Annotated in this window: 12 protein-coding genes and 1 pseudogene; 6 read left to right on the top strand and 7 right to left on the bottom strand. The window is 43.8% G+C overall.

The window, feature by feature from the left end; all coding sequences use genetic code 11:
* Positions 1-601 precede the first annotated feature (601 nt).
* Complete coding sequence (locus tag ACYPWY_RS04995) at positions 602-3,922, bottom strand: sialate O-acetylesterase (RefSeq protein ID WP_459684333.1); 3,321 nt, start codon at positions 3,920-3,922, stop codon at positions 602-604.
* Between the two features lie 688 nt (positions 3,923-4,610).
* Between ACYPWY_RS04995 and ACYPWY_RS04990 the strand changes: the two are divergent.
* A pseudogene (locus tag ACYPWY_RS04990) lies at positions 4,611-5,312 on the top strand (ATP-binding protein); the annotation flags it as partial.
* A gap of 20 nt (positions 5,313-5,332) precedes the next feature.
* Here ACYPWY_RS04990 and ACYPWY_RS04985 read toward each other — a convergent pair.
* Complete coding sequence (locus ACYPWY_RS04985) at positions 5,333-8,875, bottom strand: SNF2-related protein (protein ID WP_459684332.1); 3,543 nt, start codon at positions 8,873-8,875, stop codon at positions 5,333-5,335.
* 158 nt (positions 8,876-9,033) lie between these two features.
* The gene (locus tag ACYPWY_RS04980; protein ID WP_459684331.1) at positions 9,034-9,390 is read right to left on the bottom strand and encodes an AAA family ATPase; all 357 of its coding nucleotides are present in this window, start codon (positions 9,388-9,390) and stop codon (positions 9,034-9,036) included.
* 76 nt (positions 9,391-9,466) lie between these two features.
* Between ACYPWY_RS04980 and ACYPWY_RS04975 the strand changes: the two genes are divergently transcribed.
* The 3 genes from ACYPWY_RS04975 (at position 9,467) to ACYPWY_RS04965 (ending at position 13,350) form a co-directional block, all read left to right on the top strand.
* Positions 9,467-9,592: a hypothetical protein gene (locus ACYPWY_RS04975; protein ID WP_459684330.1), complete on the top strand. Its 126-nt coding sequence runs from the start codon at positions 9,467-9,469 to the stop codon at positions 9,590-9,592.
* Positions 9,593-9,785: 193 nt separating this feature from the next.
* Positions 9,786-10,130 carry a translation initiation factor gene (locus ACYPWY_RS04970; protein ID WP_459684329.1) on the top strand — a complete coding sequence of 115 codons (345 nt, stop codon included), beginning with the start codon at positions 9,786-9,788 and terminating at the stop codon, positions 10,128-10,130.
* On the top strand, positions 10,108-13,350 hold the full coding sequence (locus tag ACYPWY_RS04965; RefSeq protein WP_459684328.1) for a UvrD-helicase domain-containing protein: 3,243 nt from the start codon (positions 10,108-10,110) through the stop codon (positions 13,348-13,350). The genes ACYPWY_RS04970 and ACYPWY_RS04965 overlap by 23 nt, the downstream gene beginning before the upstream one ends.
* 8 nt (positions 13,351-13,358) lie before the next feature.
* On the opposite strand, the gene ACYPWY_RS04960 is transcribed toward ACYPWY_RS04965, so the two are convergent.
* The 4 genes from ACYPWY_RS04960 to ACYPWY_RS04945 all read right to left on the bottom strand — a co-directional run bounded on the left by ACYPWY_RS04960 (position 13,359) and on the right by ACYPWY_RS04945 (position 15,994).
* Positions 13,359-13,898, bottom strand: a complete 540-nt coding sequence (locus ACYPWY_RS04960; protein ID WP_459684327.1) for a DJ-1 family glyoxalase III — start codon at positions 13,896-13,898, stop codon at positions 13,359-13,361.
* A gap of 64 nt (positions 13,899-13,962) precedes the next feature.
* On the bottom strand, positions 13,963-14,826 hold the full coding sequence (locus tag ACYPWY_RS04955; protein ID WP_459684326.1) for an energy transducer TonB family protein: 864 nt from the start codon (positions 14,824-14,826) through the stop codon (positions 13,963-13,965).
* A 44-nt stretch (positions 14,827-14,870) separates the two neighbouring features.
* A complete protein-coding gene (locus tag ACYPWY_RS04950; protein ID WP_459684325.1) occupies positions 14,871-15,116 on the bottom strand; it encodes a hypothetical protein in 246 nt (81 codons plus the stop codon).
* Between the two features lie 143 nt (positions 15,117-15,259).
* Complete coding sequence (locus ACYPWY_RS04945) at positions 15,260-15,994, bottom strand: pyridoxine 5'-phosphate synthase (protein WP_459684324.1); 735 nt, start codon at positions 15,992-15,994, stop codon at positions 15,260-15,262.
* A gap of 225 nt (positions 15,995-16,219) precedes the next feature.
* On the opposite strand from ACYPWY_RS04945, the gene ACYPWY_RS04940 reads away from it, so the two are divergent.
* Both ACYPWY_RS04940 and ACYPWY_RS04935 read left to right on the top strand, forming a co-directional pair.
* On the top strand, positions 16,220-17,095 hold the full coding sequence (locus ACYPWY_RS04940) for an NAD kinase (protein ID WP_459684323.1): 876 nt from the start codon (positions 16,220-16,222) through the stop codon (positions 17,093-17,095).
* A 150-nt stretch (positions 17,096-17,245) separates the two neighbouring features.
* Positions 17,246-17,500 carry a hypothetical protein gene (locus ACYPWY_RS04935; RefSeq protein WP_459684322.1) on the top strand — a complete coding sequence of 85 codons (255 nt, stop codon included), beginning with the start codon at positions 17,246-17,248 and terminating at the stop codon, positions 17,498-17,500.
* Positions 17,501-17,700 lie beyond the last annotated feature (200 nt).

Raw genomic sequence — 17,700 nt, 5'->3', positions numbered from 1 at the left:
AGTCCCGCATGGGACGGAGTTTGTTATATGATGATGATTTTTTTCTGTCGCTGTCATTGCGGGCTCCGACCCGCAATCTCCCGAGCATGGAGCAAAACCCTGTGCATTGCAGAACCTCTCAGTCTTTACATACGCACTATTGAGGCAACTATATAAGAACGCAAATTGCGCAAATTATGCGAATTTACGCAAATAATTTTATGAATTGACTGATTTCAAACAATATATAATTTGTGTAATCTGCGCAATTTGCGTTCTTGCTGTTCTAGGGCAAACGCATGAAAAATTTTACTGCTTATGCCTTTCGGTAAAGTTGCTGATATGAGCAGGAGATTCCTCCCTTTGGTCGGAATGACACGCCTGTTAGTGGTTTAAGGGATGAGGACGTGGCGGCGAAGCCCCTCCAAACCTCCCCGTAGGGGAGGCTTTTGAAATCCCCCCTACGGGGGGTGGGGGGCTTAGGGAGGAATCTCATTCGTAACAGTAGTACTAAATTTTTCATGCGTTTGCCCCCCTTTCTGTTCCCTTTTAAACAAAAATAACGCAGATTATCATTATAATAATCTGCGTTACCTGCGTGCTTATGAAACAGTCCTGCTTTTTATTTGAGGATTAATTTCTCGGTTTTTTGAGCATTTGCGGTTTGTACTTTCACAATCACAATGGTGTCTTGTGTTGGCGCTTTAAACGCAACAGACGATTGATTGGGGCTGGTTGAGCTGATTACCCTTCCTTGCAAATCAAGAACATCAATTTTCCTGATCAATTCGTTCGTGCTGTTTACCGTAATTGTTTGGTTCAAAAGGCCAATACTTATCTGCGAATTATCGTTTTTTGCACCCTCAATACCCAATTCGTCTTTCATTTCCAATCCGAAGAGGATGTTGTCGAGCTGAATTGTTCCGGCTTGAGTGTCATTGATTGTAAATTGCAAATTTGTTAACGACTTCAATGTAGTGTTTATAGTTGACTGAGTAGTGATAACGTTACCGTTGGTAACCACAAACCTGCTTATATCGAAAGTGAATGTAGTAAATCCGGCGCCGGCTTTAAGTTTCACTTTGGTATTCAGGTTGCTTGTCGCCTTCTGGTCGGCAATCGGAGCTCTGTAAAGAGTAGCGCTTGAGCCTTTGAGGAATAATTCCAACTCTTTATCTCTGTCATCGGGGTTCAATATGTCAACCGAAATTGTTTTGAAGTTATCGAATTGTTTGAGTACCGTTAAATTAGTCAAAACAGGGGTTACCGAAGCAATACCGAGCTTATCGGGTGTATAATCTACTTTCAGCGATGCTTTTCCTTCTGTTTTATTCGCTTCGTCGTAACTACACTTAACAGTAGCTGTCTGACCCGATACAGTTCCCTTTTTCCATGTCTCCATAAATCCAATCACATCTTTTGTGCCATTGTTGTATCCGCCCCAAACATCAGCATCGGCATACGTCCAATCCTGTGCATTGAAATATTTTTGACCGGTGGCAGCTTTGTTTGTTCTGAATGGCGAAGCCGGAATTCCTGTCGAATTGGCCAAGTTGGAGTTTGTATTGAAAGTTGCAAAAGCATAAGTAACGTTTACGGGGTCGGTAATCCGGTCGTTCCAAACTTCTACTTCGTCTTTTGAAACAATTTTTGCTTTGGCATTCACATAAACACCATCACTGCGGCTGATAGCAAAACCATGTATGTCGGTAGCTCCATCAATTCCTTGCAAACCATCGCCTACGTGGCTGAATTTCACGGTTACCTTGTTGTCGGCAACACTCAGGCTTTCGAAAACAGGTGCGGTGTATTCTTTTTGTCCATCGCCATAAACCAGGTTTTTAGCGGCAACTGCAAATCGTTTACCCACAGGTGTTTTATTGATAGGATGGATGGGGTCGGTATCGTAAGTCAAATCGAGGTCATACAACGGAAGCATGGCTGTGTTGCTTTCATGCAGTTTCCATGCGTCTGTCATGGTTTCGGCCAAATATCCCAGGAATTGCGGATTAGCCAAATCGGTCAACCACGGACAAACCTGTGAGAAGATAAACGGCATATCATTGTTGGTGAAGCCAAACAATCTTTCGTAACCTCTTTGCATTGCATCCAATTCAAGGCCGTATATATCGGCGCGTCCACTGTTGCTTTCGCCCTGATACCAGATTGTTCCCTTGATGTTGTATCCGGCAAGAGGAGCCACTTTTTGGTTATAGATACAAGTCAGTGTTGTTCCTCCGTCTGCCCACCATTCTTCGTTGAAGTATAAACCTTTTCTCTTCAGTTGAAAAACCAGATTTGCATCGGCTTCTACTTCTTCTCTCGGGAGCCATGCTTCGATAACAGAACCTCCGATTGCGGCATTTATAATACCGATAGGAACTTTCAACTCCGGTTGCAGATTGAGCGCCATGTGGTAGGCAACAGCCGAAAATTTCCCTACTTGTGCCGGGTCATCTCCGGCTCCCCAGTATGCGCCGGGTATGTCATTCACCGGTTCGTAAGGCATTACGGTGCTTGATGTTGGCCATGTGGGTTCGAGGAAGAAGCGAATATTGTTGTTGTTTGCGGCGGCAATCACTTCTGCTGCGTCAGGTGTTCCCGAAACGCCGTAAGCCATATTGGATTGACCGGCTGCCAACCATACTTCACCAATCAGGATGTCGTTGACGGTTTGTTTAAGGACTCCGTCTTCCAATACTACCAGTTTATATTTGTCGTAACTACCTGCCAATGGGGCGAATGTTGTTGTCCATTTACCGCTTTCGGCTGTTACGGTTTCTTTTTCGTCAATTTTAATATCGTTCTTATAGAACTCAACCTTGATTGGTTTTCCTGCCTGAGAATAGCCCCATACATTTATATCCTTGTTTTGTTGGAAAATCATTCCGTCGCTGAACAGGGTCGGCAATTTTGTTTCGTTGGTCAGGTCGATAATTTTTACGTTGTCCACTTTTATCTTCAAATGTCCGGTGTAACTGGCAAAAGCAGCGCCATTGCCATATAAGCGGATATAATTGATATTGCCCGGATTGAAGGGAGGAGAACCGGCAACACTTGAGGCAGAGGCCGAAGAAAGGTAAAGGGTGTAGGTGCTTTTTCCGGGTTTCCAATTCAGCGAGGTGATTCCCCAGCTGAGTTCTTGCTGGTCGGGACCGCCACCGCTTGTCAGTTCTACTTGTCCGGTAATTTTGCTCAAAATCGAAATATCTCCGGGAGTGTCCAAATCGTCCACATCAATGTCCATCTGAAGAGCCAATTTTGCGGGATTGTGTTTGGATGCATCAATAGCAGGTTCCAACTTCTTGCCGACAGCAAATCCACCGGCGCTATAAGTACCCTCCATGGTGAAAGGAACATCGCTTACCAAATGATCGGTTTCCCATTCTACCGGAGGAGTAACGGACGGTTCAATCATTTGAGAAAGATCGACCACCTTCACGTCCTTTATGCGAATTTGAAACGCACCCGGGTTGGCGAAGATTTGGGCGAGGCAAAACCGGAAGAAATTGATTTTGGACAAGTCGATTCCGGCGTTGTTACCTGTTGGGAAAGGCAAAGTAATATCTTGCCATCCGGGCTGAAGGTTTAACGCTTTTATTTTCCATACCAAATATTTTACGCTGCCGGTAATATTGTAGTCGCTGGCAAATTCTATCTGGTCGAATCCGGCTGATGTTATGGGTGTGAGGTCGGTGGGATTGTCAAAATTTTCGACATAAACACTCATTTTCAGCGCCAGATTATTGATGTCGGATGCCGAAAGGTCGAATCTTATTGCGGTTGAGTAGTACTGGTACCCCCAATAGTTACCTGAGGTAAATTGGTTTACCTGAGCTCTTTCGACAATTGAGCCGACAACTTTCGGTTCTAACTCGGCTTTTACCTGAGTCGTGGCCGACAGTAAAAAAAGAAAAAGAAAAAGAAATTTAACTGTTTTCATGGTGAAAAAAAATTGAGGTATCTCTCGTGATACCGAATTAATGATTAATTAAATTTTAAAGGGGAACACAATTCAATCCATAAAATGAAGAACAGAAGTTCCCAAAAGTCAGAAAATTTTTATTAGCTCTAAACGATTTCAGTTTCAAACAGCGATTTACCTCTTCTGCCAAGCCTTATTGTACTGAACGGGATAAGCTTACCGTATTTTAACGAAATCATTTTATCCTGCAAAGATACATATATATTTGATAAATTAAATGCTTAGGGTATAAAATTTCGGCAAGTTATTGTTAATTTATTGGGGCCGTTGTGCAAAGCTGTTATTCAATGTTGTTATTCACTCACCGGGCAGGTGTCAGACTATATACTGCTGTTGTGCAAAGCTGTTATTCAATGTTGTTATTCACTACTGTAGGGGTTGTCTCGAACGTATTTTTGAACGCAAATTACGCAGATTACGCGAATTATCGCAATTTATTTATTCTTGCAATTCAATTAAATAAGAAAAATATATAGTGGTTTATTTGCGTAAATTTGTGTAATCTGCGTAATTTGCGTAATTTGCGTTCTTTTGAGACAAGCCTCTCCTATATTTCGGGGCAAATAATGGGCTTCGTTTGAGGAAAATTAGCGAAAATTGCACTATGATAGTGCAAAAAATAGAATAAATCTCACTATCGTAGTGCAATCACATATCTACCGATGTTTACAGCTTGCAGGACATTGTGGCGCATAAAGTAAAAATACCCGGAGTTGAGCGCCCGCTGCCGCTTTTTGCCGATTATTTGAAAAAAGGATATTACCCCTTTGCAATAGAGGATGAATATGATTTACGCCTGCAACAAATAGTTAATCAGACATTTGAATCGGACATCCCGCTGTATGCCGACATGAATGTTTCTACCGGACGAAAGTTGAAGCAATTGATGGCCATTATTTCTAAAAGTACACCTTTCAAGCCAAACTTTAGCAATTTGGCGGTGATGCTGGGCGCCAGCCGCAACAACATAGCCGACTATTGCCTCTACATTGAGGAAGCCGGACTGATAGCCCAATTGCGGGATGCCACAGGCGGTATTCGTGGGCTTGGAAAAGTCGATAGAATCTATTTGGACAACACCAATCTTATCTATAATCTGGCAAAAGACATGTCCAATACCGGTAATATCCGGGAAACATTTTTCTTCAATCAAATGCGCGTAAACTTTGATGTGATAGCCTCCCCCGCATCCGATTTCCAAATAGAAGACATGACATTTGAAGTCGGAGGAAAAACCAAAGGACAAAAGCAGATTCAAGGCCTGAAAAAAGCATATATACTGAAAGACGACATCGAATTTGGGTACGGCAACATCGTCCCGCTTTGGCAATTTGGGATGAATTATTGATGGGGGAATCTGATTCTATTTCACTCAAATATCTCCCTCAGCTCCCTGTTGCTTAGCTTGCCAATCCAGTTTTCGCCACTGGCTACCGTCATTTCGGCCAGGTGTTTTTTCTTTTGTATCATCTCGTCTATTCGTTCTTCAAAGGTATTTTTACAAATCATGCGGTGTACCATCACGTTTTTCTTTTGCCCGATGCGGTAGGCGCGGTCGGTAGCCTGATTTTCGACGGCGGGATTCCACCACAAGTCGTAATGAATAACGTGCGAGGCGGCGGTCAGGTTCAAACCGGTTCCGGCAGCTTTGAGCGAGAGTATAAAAATCTTGTCGGCGCGACCGTTCTGAAAGCGGTTGACCATCTCTTCGCGCTGTTTGATGCTGCACCCGCCATGATAAAACATCGGTTTTTCGCCAAAACGTTCGGTAATAAAGCGTTCCAGTAATTCTCCCATCTCGGTAAACTGTGTGAATATCAACACCTTTTCACCACTTTCGTTGATGCTGTCGAGTAATTCAAAGAGCAATTCTGTTTTTCCCGAGAGGGCAGCCTCAAATTGTCCGTTTTTCAGAAATTGCGTGGGGTGGTTGCATATTTGCTTCAAGGCCAATATCATTTGCAATACCAAACCTTGCCGTTTAAACAGCGTTTGGCTGTCGCTAGCCTCAATGCCTTCGATTTCCTTCATGGCCGCTTCCATGGTCTTTTCATACAAAGCTGCTTGCTGTTTACTGAGTTGCGCAAACTGATTCTGTTCGATTTTGTCGGGCAGGTCGGAAATGATGGATTTGTCCGATTTCATCCGGCGCATCATAAATGGCGCGGTTATTTTCCGGAATTTAGACACAATCTGTTCATCGTTAAACACTTGAATTGGATTTGCATAATCTTCTTTAAACGATTTTACATTGCCCAAATACCCTTTATTGGTGTAATCCATGATTGACCAAAATTCGGTCAAGCGGTTTTCGACCGGGGTACCGCTCATCGCTATGTGGATGTTTGCCGGAATGCTTTTGACGGCCTTCGACTGTGCCGTGTCGTGATTTTTAATGTTTTGCGCTTCGTCAATAATCATTACTTGCCATTTCTGCTTTTTCAGCAGGTCGAAATCGCTCCGAAGCACGCCGTAGGTTGTGAGCATGATGTCGGTATCGAACTGTTTCAAATTGCGCGCTGTTCCATGATAGATATGTGCCGAAAGCGATGGCGCAAATTTTCCAATCTCTGCCTGCCAATTGGTTAACAAGCCGGTAGGCACAACCACCAATGCCTTGTGTTTCTTATTAATAGCATTTTCTTCCTTGAATTTCAACAGGATAGAAATAACCTGCAATGTTTTTCCCAACCCCATATCGTCGGCAATAACGCTTCCGAAACCGATACGGCTGTTGCGGTACATCCACGAAAAACCGCGCTGTTGATACGGGCGAAGCTGGGCCTTCAAACCTTGTGGAAGCGGAATGTCCTCGTTAGAGGTCAGTTCGTTAATCAAATCGCGCACTTCATCACTAAGTATAATGGGCGCTCCTTCGTATTCTTCGGCCAATGCTGTTTGCAGTAATTGATAGGAATTGAGCGGTTTACTGCTCGAAAAAGCTTTGTTCAACTTCTCAATGTCGGCATTGCTTACATAAATGTAGTTTTCCTTGAACTTGAAGAGCCGGGAGGCATTTTTCATCAATTTGTTAAATTCTTCGGGCGAAATCACTTTGTCGCCGACAGCTACTTGCCAATCGAATGACAATAAATCGTCCAAACGTACAAATCCCTGACTTTCGGATGTTCGTTTTAGCTTCACCGATACTTTTGGGCGCAACAATTCCTGCAAAGATTTGGGTAGTAAAATCTTGATGTCGAGCAAACGTACTGCCGGAAGCGCCTCCATCAGGAAAGGGGCAAACTCGCTATTGTCAAAGCGAACAGGGGTGTTTCCGCCCAAATTGATATGTGCGTCCAAGCCACGGATAAACGGCGTTAACAATGATACGCCCTGTAAAATTTTAAACCGTTGCTTTTCGTATTGCTTCTGTTTCAGGATATTTTCCAGCGGGATGGGCAGCTGGTCGGGAGCGGAAGTATCTTCAACGCTGATCTGCACGTCAAATTGTTCATCGGGTAGTTCCGAGACTGTAATCACCGGCTTGTAGGTTTCGGCAGTCAGGTAATATCTGTCCAACCATACTTTTATACCTCCACTCAATGCATTTTCGCCCACACCGGCAAAAGCATAAGAGGTATTTTTAAAAAATAGATCCTCGAATAAGTCGTTGTTCGACGATCGGGATAGACGGGCTAGTATATTGCCGATAAACAACGATAATAGTTCGATTGTTTGATTTTCTACCGCTGCCAACTGCTCATTTTTCCGCACGATTTTCTTCGTAAGCAACAACTTGCCGGGCAGTATTTCGGAGAGCTTTTCGACAATCGTTTTCACGCGGTTATCCATGCTTGCCGGCAACCAGCGTATGATGAAGCGTTTGTTTTCCAACTGAACAATTTGCGGAATCACCATTCCGTTTGCCAGTAAGTGCAAAGATGTGAGCAAAATTTTGTAAAACGCCACCACATTTGGCTCCAAGTCGGGTAAGTGGTCGGGATTCAAGACGAAAAGAGCGGGAATCAGTTTGTTTAAATCCTCAATGTTATGGTTTTCGCCATTGATGTGCAGTTGGTTATTGTTGTCAAGTGTTAAATTCAGCGTAGAGCGGTTGGTTAATAATTGATTGTCGGAAAGAGGGAAAATAGCTGTAAAATCCAATCTTTTGGAGAGAATACGCGTGGCCTCTTTGGCTATACGAATTAGTTGATCGGCATATTTTTCGCGGAAATTGCCCGAAGGATAAAAAGGTGGAGCATCGGGCAAAAGTTGTATCAAGGCCTCGGAAATATTTTGGAGCTGCGAAAAGTCCAAACTCTGACGCCCCTCCCCAGCCCTTCCCTGAGGAGAGGGAGCATCTCCTTTCCCTTTTGAGGCGGGCTTGGGAGAGAGCTGTAGTTTCAGCAGGCTTTCGAGTGTAGGAATTTCAGTTTTCTGCCGGTCGGCAATAAAAATGCCGCGTTTTTTCAATTCGTCCATCAAATTAACGTTGTGGATGCCAAAAACCAAAAAGGGATTGTTGTCGATTTCGCGGCTCAGCATGTATATGACCGATGCTAAATGTTTGCAGGGCACTGCCCAATCGGGACACGAGCATTGCATCTTAAAATCCGTCCATTGTTTGGGGAACACTTTCAAGCCAACTGATTCGGCAATATCCAGCAGGGCAGGGTCAAGTTCACGATTGAGCAGCTTGGAAATGAGAGCAGGTTGTTCGATGATTTTATCCATCAACCGTTCAATCTGTTCATCGAAAAAAGGCGGTACAATAATCGCGACTTTATATGGTCTCGGACGGCTTCCTGATACCTTGGCCGCTATTTGGTTATTTTTTATTCCTATACTCTCCACATGGCCGCTTCGTGCATAAGAAGCTCCTCGCGGCAGGCGATTATCGTAATCCACGTTCTCCAGCGAGCGCAACCAATGCTCGCCCCACCACGTTTTTCCGAATTTTTCGGCCATAGTATTTCTGTTTTTATTAAGTTTAAAAATCAAGTGCAAATATATGATTTTGCTGAATATGAATCACCATCATTGATAGACAAATATTCGCAAAAAGGTGTATTCTTAGCCTTTTTTCTTTACTATAATATACTTTTTTCTCGACAATGGGGCATCTTCTATTTCAATATTTCGTAAATGGCATCCAATTTTTCTGTAATTTCTGCGGGAATATCTTTTATGTCCACTAAATTAATTAGTTGAGTAACTTTTTTCCCTTTCCATAAAAATCTGGCATCAGAAATCGGACTGGTTAATAAATCTCGTCTATTTATTGTTACTGCACCTTGTTTATTCAAATCATTTTTCTGATAAGCAGCAATATAACCTTTAACACCTATTTCCCACAGACATAATGCTTGAAAAATTGTTGATTTACCAGAGTTATTAGGGCCGATAATCACTACTGAAAAAGATAGCGGAAATGATATACTTTCTAGTTTCTTAAAATTTTCTATTTTGATATTTGTTATCATATTGGATTTTAACAGATAAAGATATAAAAATACTGGAAAACTCTCATTTACATAACCCTTAGGAGCAGAGCAAACCTTGAAAAATTTTACTAGCGCTATTACGGATGAGATTCCTCCCTTTGGTTGGAATGACTCGCCTGTTAGTGGTTTAAGGGATGAGGAAGCGGCGGCGAAGCCGCCGCTTCTTCCTCCCCTCTCCTAAAAAGAGACTGTCATTTCGAGCGTAGCGAGAATTGAAAATCGACGTAGTCAAATCTCCGGCCCAATCAGCAACCTTACAGAAAGGCATAAGCCGTAAAATTTTTCATGCGTTTGCCCTATATGGGAAACAAGGAGGAGTGCGTGTATCAATTTAAAAACCTATCTTTGTAAAACAATTTTTTAGAAAATAGCGCATGAAAAATAACGACTGGAAAGACCGGCTGAATATTGTATATTCTACCAACCCCAATTTTGGCTACGAATCGGAGGACGAACAGTCTGCCGAAACTTTGCCCAAGGAAAAGCAGTTGCTCCGCATATCGCTGGATAAACGCAACCGCAAAGGCAAAGCGGTAACGCTGATTACCGGATTTATCGGCGCCACCGAAGACCTCGAAGACTTGGGGAAGTTTTTGAAGGTGAAATGTGGCGTGGGCGGCTCGGCGAAAGAGGGTGAAATAATTATCCAAGGCGATTTCCGTAACAAGGCGCTGGAATTGCTGCAAAAAGAAGGATATGCCAAATCAAGAATTATCTGACATCCAAAACCTGATTGTTTACAGGGCGTCTGCCGGTTCGGGAAAAACGCACCAACTGACGGGCGAATTCCTGCGCCTGCTTTTTTCGTCTCCGGGCGCTTACCGGCGCATACTTGCCGTAACGTTCACCAACAAGGCCACGGACGAGATGAAAAGCCGTATCATTGAAGAACTGGCAAACCTGGCTACCGGAAAATCCTCCGATTACCTGAGTGATTTAGTGAAGGAGCAGGCGAAAAATGAAGAACAGATACGGGAGCAAGCGCGCAGAACGCTCATCAATATACTCCACGATTATTCGGCTTTCTCCATCAGCACGATCGATCGGTTTTTTCAGCAAACAATGCGGGCTTTTGCTCGTGAGATAGGGATTGGAGGCGGGTACAGTATTGAATTGGATTCAAACAAGGTACTCGGTGAAGCGATTGATTCCATGCTTTACGATTTGGAACGGAAAGAAAACAAACAATTGCTGAATTGGCTGATCCGCTTTTCGGAAGAAAAAATAGAAAACGGCGAAACATGGAATATCCGCAACGACATACAATCGTTGTCGTCCGAGATATTCAAGGAGAGCTACAAAGCGTTTAGCGACGGATTGCAGCGCGATATTGCCAATAAAGAATTTTTGGACGATTACAAGGAGATGCTGGCAATCATCATCCGCGATTTTGAAAAAACATCGCAGCAATTCGGCGAAAAAGGCTTGAACCTGATGACACGCTTCGATTTGCACGCCGATGATTTTAAAGGAGGAAGCCGGTCGCCTTTCGCTCAATTCCTGAAGTGGGCAAACGGCGAAATAAAGGAGCCAACCGCCACGTTTACAAATCTGTCCGGCAATATAGATAACTGGTACACCGGAAAAACAGACGGCGTTACCCGAAATAAAATAGAGGAAGCCTACAACGCCGGACTGAACGAATGCATCGGCCAAATCAGCGCGCATTACCAAAATTCGACCCTCTATCAAACGGCCTGCGAGATAAACCGCTATTATTTTACGCTGGGGATACTGAGCGATGTGGATAAAAAAATCAGGGAATACACCGCCGAAAACAACATCATGCTTATTTCGGATACCACCGAGCTGCTGAATAAAATCATTCAGGGAACCGATTCGCCTTTTATTTATGAAAAAACGGGAACCTACATCGACCATTACATGATTGACGAGTTTCAGGACACGTCGGGGATGCAATGGACGAATTTCTACCCCCTGATAAAAAACAGCATGGCAGCCGGAAACAACAACCTGATAGTGGGGGATGTGAAGCAAAGTATCTACCGATGGCGCAATTCTGATTGGAAACTGCTTGAGGAACAATTGGATATAGACTTCGGCAAAAAGAACATAGCGCATAAGTCGCTGGGTACGAACTGGCGTAGCTCGGCACATATTATCGACTTTAATAATGCAGTGTTCACCACCTCGTCCCGCATTTTGCAGGCCGAATTTAACAGCGACAGGCAAGAGACAGGCGATGAGCGAATCAACCGCTTGTCGAACAAAATAGAAACGGCTTATTCGGGGGTGTATCAGCATACGCCGGCGAAGAAAAACAAGCAAGACGGGCATGTCCGAATTGAGTTTGTGGATACCGGTGAACATCCCGATTGGCAATCGTATGCACTTCAGCAACTGCCCGGAATGGTAGAGGAATTGCAGGATAAAGGCTACCGGCTGAAGGATATAGCTGTGCTTGTGAGGACAAAAAGGGAAGGCGAAGACGTAGCCAACACCCTGCTGGAATACAAAGGCTCGCATCCCGAATCGAAGTACAAGTACGATATTATTTCGGATGAAGCGTTGTATATCCGCAATGCACAGAGTATCAAGCTCATTGTTTCGTTGTTGAAATATTTGTGGAATCCGGCGGATGCTTCTTTGCGCTCCCTCGCCATCTACGAATACTACAAAACGCAGGAGCAACTGCCTACCGATGCCGCTATACAGAAACATTTTTCGATTTTGGTCGATTTCCCCGGAGAGATCATCCGCAAACTGGATAAAATAAGGGAGTTGCCTCTTTACGAAATGACAGAGGGCATTTTCGATTTGTTCCGTGAGGCGATGGATAAAAAAGAAAATATTTATATCCAGTCGTTTCTTGATATGGCGCTCGATTTCACGGTCAGGCATTCGTCCGATTTGGATGCGTTTTTGCGTTGGTGGGAAGAGTCGGGGTCGTCAAAAACCATTTTCACGCCAGACGGACAGGATGCCATCCGCATCATGACCATCCACAAATCGAAAGGATTGGGCTTTGAAGTGGTGCTGATTCCGTTCTGCAACTGGGATACCGACCACAAGCTGACTACCATTCTGTGGTGCCAACCCTCAATCGAACCCTTTAACCGCTTGAGTTTGGCGCCGGTAAAATATTCCAAAAAGCTAAAGAACACCATCTTTGAGTACGAATATTTTGAAGAACAGCTTCATGCTTTTATCGACAACCTGAATATTTTGTATGTGGCTTTTACCCGCGCCAAGAAAGAACTGATTGCCTTTTCGCCCAAACCCAAGAACGAAAAAGTAACAAATATTTCCTCCTTGCTATGGACATCTTTTAATACCTCATTGGCGCCGGATAAGGGAAAAGAATACATTGACCTGAGCAAGAATTTCGACGAGGAATCGTCCGTTTTTGAATTGGGAAAAGAATACCGTCCTCCCTCCGGTGAAAAGAAATCGAATGCGGGAGAAATTGCTCTGGGAGCGCTTTCGAGTATCCCGTTCGACGACAGGCTCAAGTTGAAGCTCAACAACAAGTATTTCTTTTCGGGCAGCGGGCAGCGCGAGTACGGAACGCTTATGCACGAAATAATAAGTAAAGTTGATACAGCCAATAATTTGGAGGAGGTACTGGAGTTGTACCATATTTCGGGCGACATCACCGAGGCGGAAAAGTCGGACATGCGGAACACCCTTTCTCAATTCTTATCGCGCGAAGCCGTGCTGGAATGGTACTCAGGCAAGTACAAGGTGTTGAACGAGGTGGAGATATTGCAACCCAACGGATCCTTTCTTCGCCCCGACAGAGTAATGCTGAAAGACGGCGAAGTGGTGGTTATCGACTATAAATTCGGTGAAAAAGAAAACAAGAAATACCACAAGCAACTGAAATACTACATGTCGCTAATCGGCAAAATGGGCTACCAAAAAATCAGCGGGTATATTTGTTATGTGGCTTTGGGCAAGGTGCAGCGGGTGGAATAAGTAAATTCTTATTTCAACAACAGGTTTTTAGCCACCTCGTCGCTTTTGGCTTTCCCCTGAAGAATTTCGACCAGTTTCAGGGCAAAGTCCATTGTGAATCCGGGGCCGCGACCTGTGATGATATTTCCGTCCACCACAACCGGTGTTTCTACAAATTCAGCTCCTTCCAAGTAGGATTCATAACCCGGATAGGATGTTGCTTTCTTCCCCCTGAGCAGGCCCAAGCCACCTAAAACCACCGGCGCGGCACAAATAGCAGCTACTTTTCCACCGGCTTGCGCAAAGGCGAGTACTTGTTTTTTCAAACCCTCGTGTTCGTTGAAACGGACTGTTCCTCCGGGTATAATCAGCATTTCGGCCTGAGAAAAATCAACTTCGTCAAACAGTAAATCGGCAATAACCCTTACTTTGCGGCTACTGGCCACTTGTGTACTGCTTTCGAGCGAGACCGATTGAATGTTTATGCCGCCACGGCGCAGAATGTCGATAGTTCCAATCGCCTCAATTTCTTCAAAGCCGGTTGTCAGGAATATATATACTTCTTTCATATCTTTTTAAGTTTAAAGTTTGTAGAGACGTGGCGTGCCACGTCTCTACAAATTCATAACTCCCCTAATTCAAATTAAACTTGTAGGTAATTGTTCCTTTTTGGTTGCCCGCTTTGCTTACCGGATTGAATTTGGTAGTTTTAGCAGCTCTCAATCCTTCATTTTTCAACGAAGTACTTGTTGTGTTTGTCCCCCGTCCGAGTGTGGCCTCCACTACATTTCCCTGAGGATCAACAATAATATCGACCACCACTGTGCCGTAATCGTTTGCCGTATAGGATGGCTTAACTAATCCTCCCCGGCCTACGCCGCGTCCGCCAAGGTCGTAACTTCCCCAACCTCCAACGCCGGATGTATTTCCATAACTCGCATTACCGGTCGGAACACCTTGCGTTCCTGTTCCAGAGGTGTTTCCCCGGCTGCCATCACCCGTTCCATCGCCAAAAAGTCCGGCCATCTGGCTGTTGATATTTCGCTTTTCTTCGGCTTCCAATGCGGCTTTTCGTTCGGCTTCCGCTTTTGCCGCCTTTTCGCGTTCGGCCAAAATAGCTTCTTGCTGTTTTTTCTCTTCGGCGGCTTTCCTGGCCTCTTTCACGGCGACAGATTCCTCCAAATCCTGTGTTGCCACCGCATTGTTGTCCGTAGCAGGACTTGCAACGGCCTGTTGCTGAGGGGCAACTGCTTCGTTGGGCGCCTCTGCTTCGGTATCGGTCGTAGTATTTGCATTGTTTCCCCTTCCCAAAGCTTCGTTATCGCCAAAGGCATCGGGTACATTGCCAAACATCACCGGAACACCTTCCAGCGGTTCCGTCCACCGGTGGTCGGAACTGGGCCTTATGACGTAAAGCAACAACAGAACAAGAATAAGCACATGAACCCCAATTGTTCCCGCGATACTTACTATTTTGTCTTTTGAAATTTCGTCCATAGATCTGCCTGAAGTTTTGGTATATGGTAAGAATTCTTGTCGGATTACTCTTTATTTTTTGACGAGGTTTTTAATTTAGCTTGTTCGGTTACTTTTCTAAAGTCGTTTCTTACAGCCATAAAGTCGCTACCCATATTCTTCCTGCCTTCTCCGACAGAAGAATACACAAGACCTCCAAGAGATAAATCTAAATCAAATTCATCCAAGATTGACACGGTATGACCTCTTTTTGAATTTATAAATTTACCCGATGCAATGATAAACCCTTTAAGACTCTTTACTAAATACAAACTTTCTACTTATAAATTGTTCTGCAAATATAGATAAATAAATGAAATATCGAAAGAATTTGAAAGCTAATCACAACTTATTGTGCCCATTGTGTCGCCAAATCCAAATTGTATATCCTCCGCTAAAGTACAAATTTTGAAAGCTAATCACAATTTTGCGCTTCCAATTTCAACCGGTTTTTATAGGCTGCAATTGTTTTCTCCAAGCCCAGATACAAGGCATCGCTGATAAGTGCGTGCCCAATCGACACCTCATCTATAAACGGAATATTTGTGTATAAATACTTGAGATTATCGAGGTTTAGATCGTGGCCGGCATTTATGCCCAATCCCAACTTTTTTGCGCGGTTGGCGGCTTCTACAAATGGAGCTACGGCTTTTGCCGGATTTTTGGGGTAATTGACGGCGTATGGTTCGGTATAGAGTTCTATACGGTCGGCGCCTGTTTTGGCGGCATATTCAATCATTTCCAAATCGGTTCCAACGAATATGGATGTGCGAATGCCTGCCGATTTGAAGTCGTCGATTACCTCCGTCAGAAAATCTTTGTGTAGCTTCGTATCCCATCCCGTATTGGATGTAATTGCATCGGGAGCGTCCGGCACAAGGGTTACCTGCGTGGGTCTTACGCTTTTGACCAATTTTATAAAATCGGGAGAGGGATAGCCTTCAATGTTAAATTCCTTTTTTACCCGCGCTTTCAGTTCATAAACGTCTTTTACACGGACATGCCTTTCGTCCGGCCTTGGATGTACGGTAATTCCATCGGCTCCGAATAGTTCACAATCGGTAGCAACTTTCAATACATCGGGTACACTTCCGCCGCGAGCATTACGCAAAGTGGCTATTTTATTAATATTTACGCTTAACTTAGTCATATCCTGTTAACTGTATCGTCCACGATAACCTATTCTACCTGGTTGCCGAAATTGATGCCAAAGATAGCTCATTTTTTTCTATTTGGGGGTAAACAATTGGCATAAATCTTTAAACAGACACTAAACATCTAATTTTCGGAGGCAATTATAAAGTGGAATCGCTTAAATCTTTTTACATTTGTATGCGTTCATAAATAATAGCTATTTCAGAAAAAAAACATCCGTATGAAGATAGGAATATTCGGCAGCAGGTATCAGCAACCAGAACAGATAGGGAAGATTTTCAATATTCTTTCCGAAAATGAGGTGGAAATTTATATCCGGAAAAGATTTTATGACTACTTGCATACTTCTTTCGATTTGGAGTATAAACTTGCCGGACTGATTGAAAATGACGATTTTAGCATTGATATTGCTTTGAGTATCGGCGGCGATGGCACTTTTCTGAAAACAGCCTCGCTGGTCGGTAAAAAAGATATTCCTATTCTGGGAATCAATACGGGCAGGCTCGGTTTTTTGGCCGATATTTCGGATAAGGATATTGAATCGACCCTCACCGACCTGGTCGCCGGACGCTACCGTGTTGAGAAAAGGACGCAACTGACGCTTTCGACCGAGAGTAAGGCTTTTCGGGGCTATAATTATGCCCTGAACGAGGTGGCTATACTCAAGCAAGATTCGGCTTCGATGATAACCATTCACGCTCATGTGAACGGCGAATACCTGACCTCATATCAGGCTGACGGCCTTATTGTGGCTACGCCAACCGGTTCTACGGCCTATTCCCTCAGTGTGGGCGGTCCTATTATGACCCCCGATTCGTCGAATTTTATCTTGTCGGCGATTGCTCCACACAGCCTGACCACTCGTCCGCTTGTTATTGGCGACGATTCGGTGATAACACTTGATATTGAAAGCCGTAACCAGAATTTTCTTGTTTCGCTGGATGGCCGGTCGAATATACTGAGTACGGGTACTCGGCTGGAAATAAAAAAAGGCCACTATCCGCTTAAAGTCGTGAAAAGGGTAGGGCATACTTTTTACGAAACGCTGCGGGAAAAACTGATGTGGGGAGCCGATCCGCGGAAGTTTAAGGTTTAAGGTTCAAGGTTTGTGGAGATGTGGCGTGCCACGTCTCCACTTGGCGCCGTTCATCCCTCCTTTTCATCAATTGGTGCATAAAAAGCGGATATTTGTTTATTCCATTCTTTCGGAACCAAAATAAATGATGTATTTTGTGGAAAAAAAATCATGATGAAAGAGAAATTAAAGTATTTGTTGGCCTACTCCTTTAGGTTGGAAAAGGAAAATCTTCCCAAAACTTTACTGGCTTTGGGGATTGTTACGGCGATAACCTTCACTTGGACAGGTGGAACTTTCTTTTACATTACTCGTTCTGGTATTGGCCCTGCTGATTATGGTCATTTCATTAATGTTGTACAAGTTCTAAGTTATCTTGCTTTTTGCATTTTCTTTCTTCTTACAAAATTTGCCATTAAACCCTAACTCCGCAAAAATTTAGGTAGTTTTAGCAAAAAAGTGGCATAAACATTTGGATATTCCACTTTTTTGTTGTAGTTTTGTGCTACCTAAATAGGTTGCATTATGTATTTACCGGAATGGATTCAACAGTTCAAGGAGCCTTTGACGGAAATCAGGCTCATCAACGGTACTTTTTACAAGTATCAAGTAAAGTATGTCTATGA

This window comes from Viscerimonas tarda (assembly GCF_054601255.1).
Note: the sequence above shows the minus strand (reverse complement) of the source record. Positions and strands in the feature narration are given on the sequence as shown.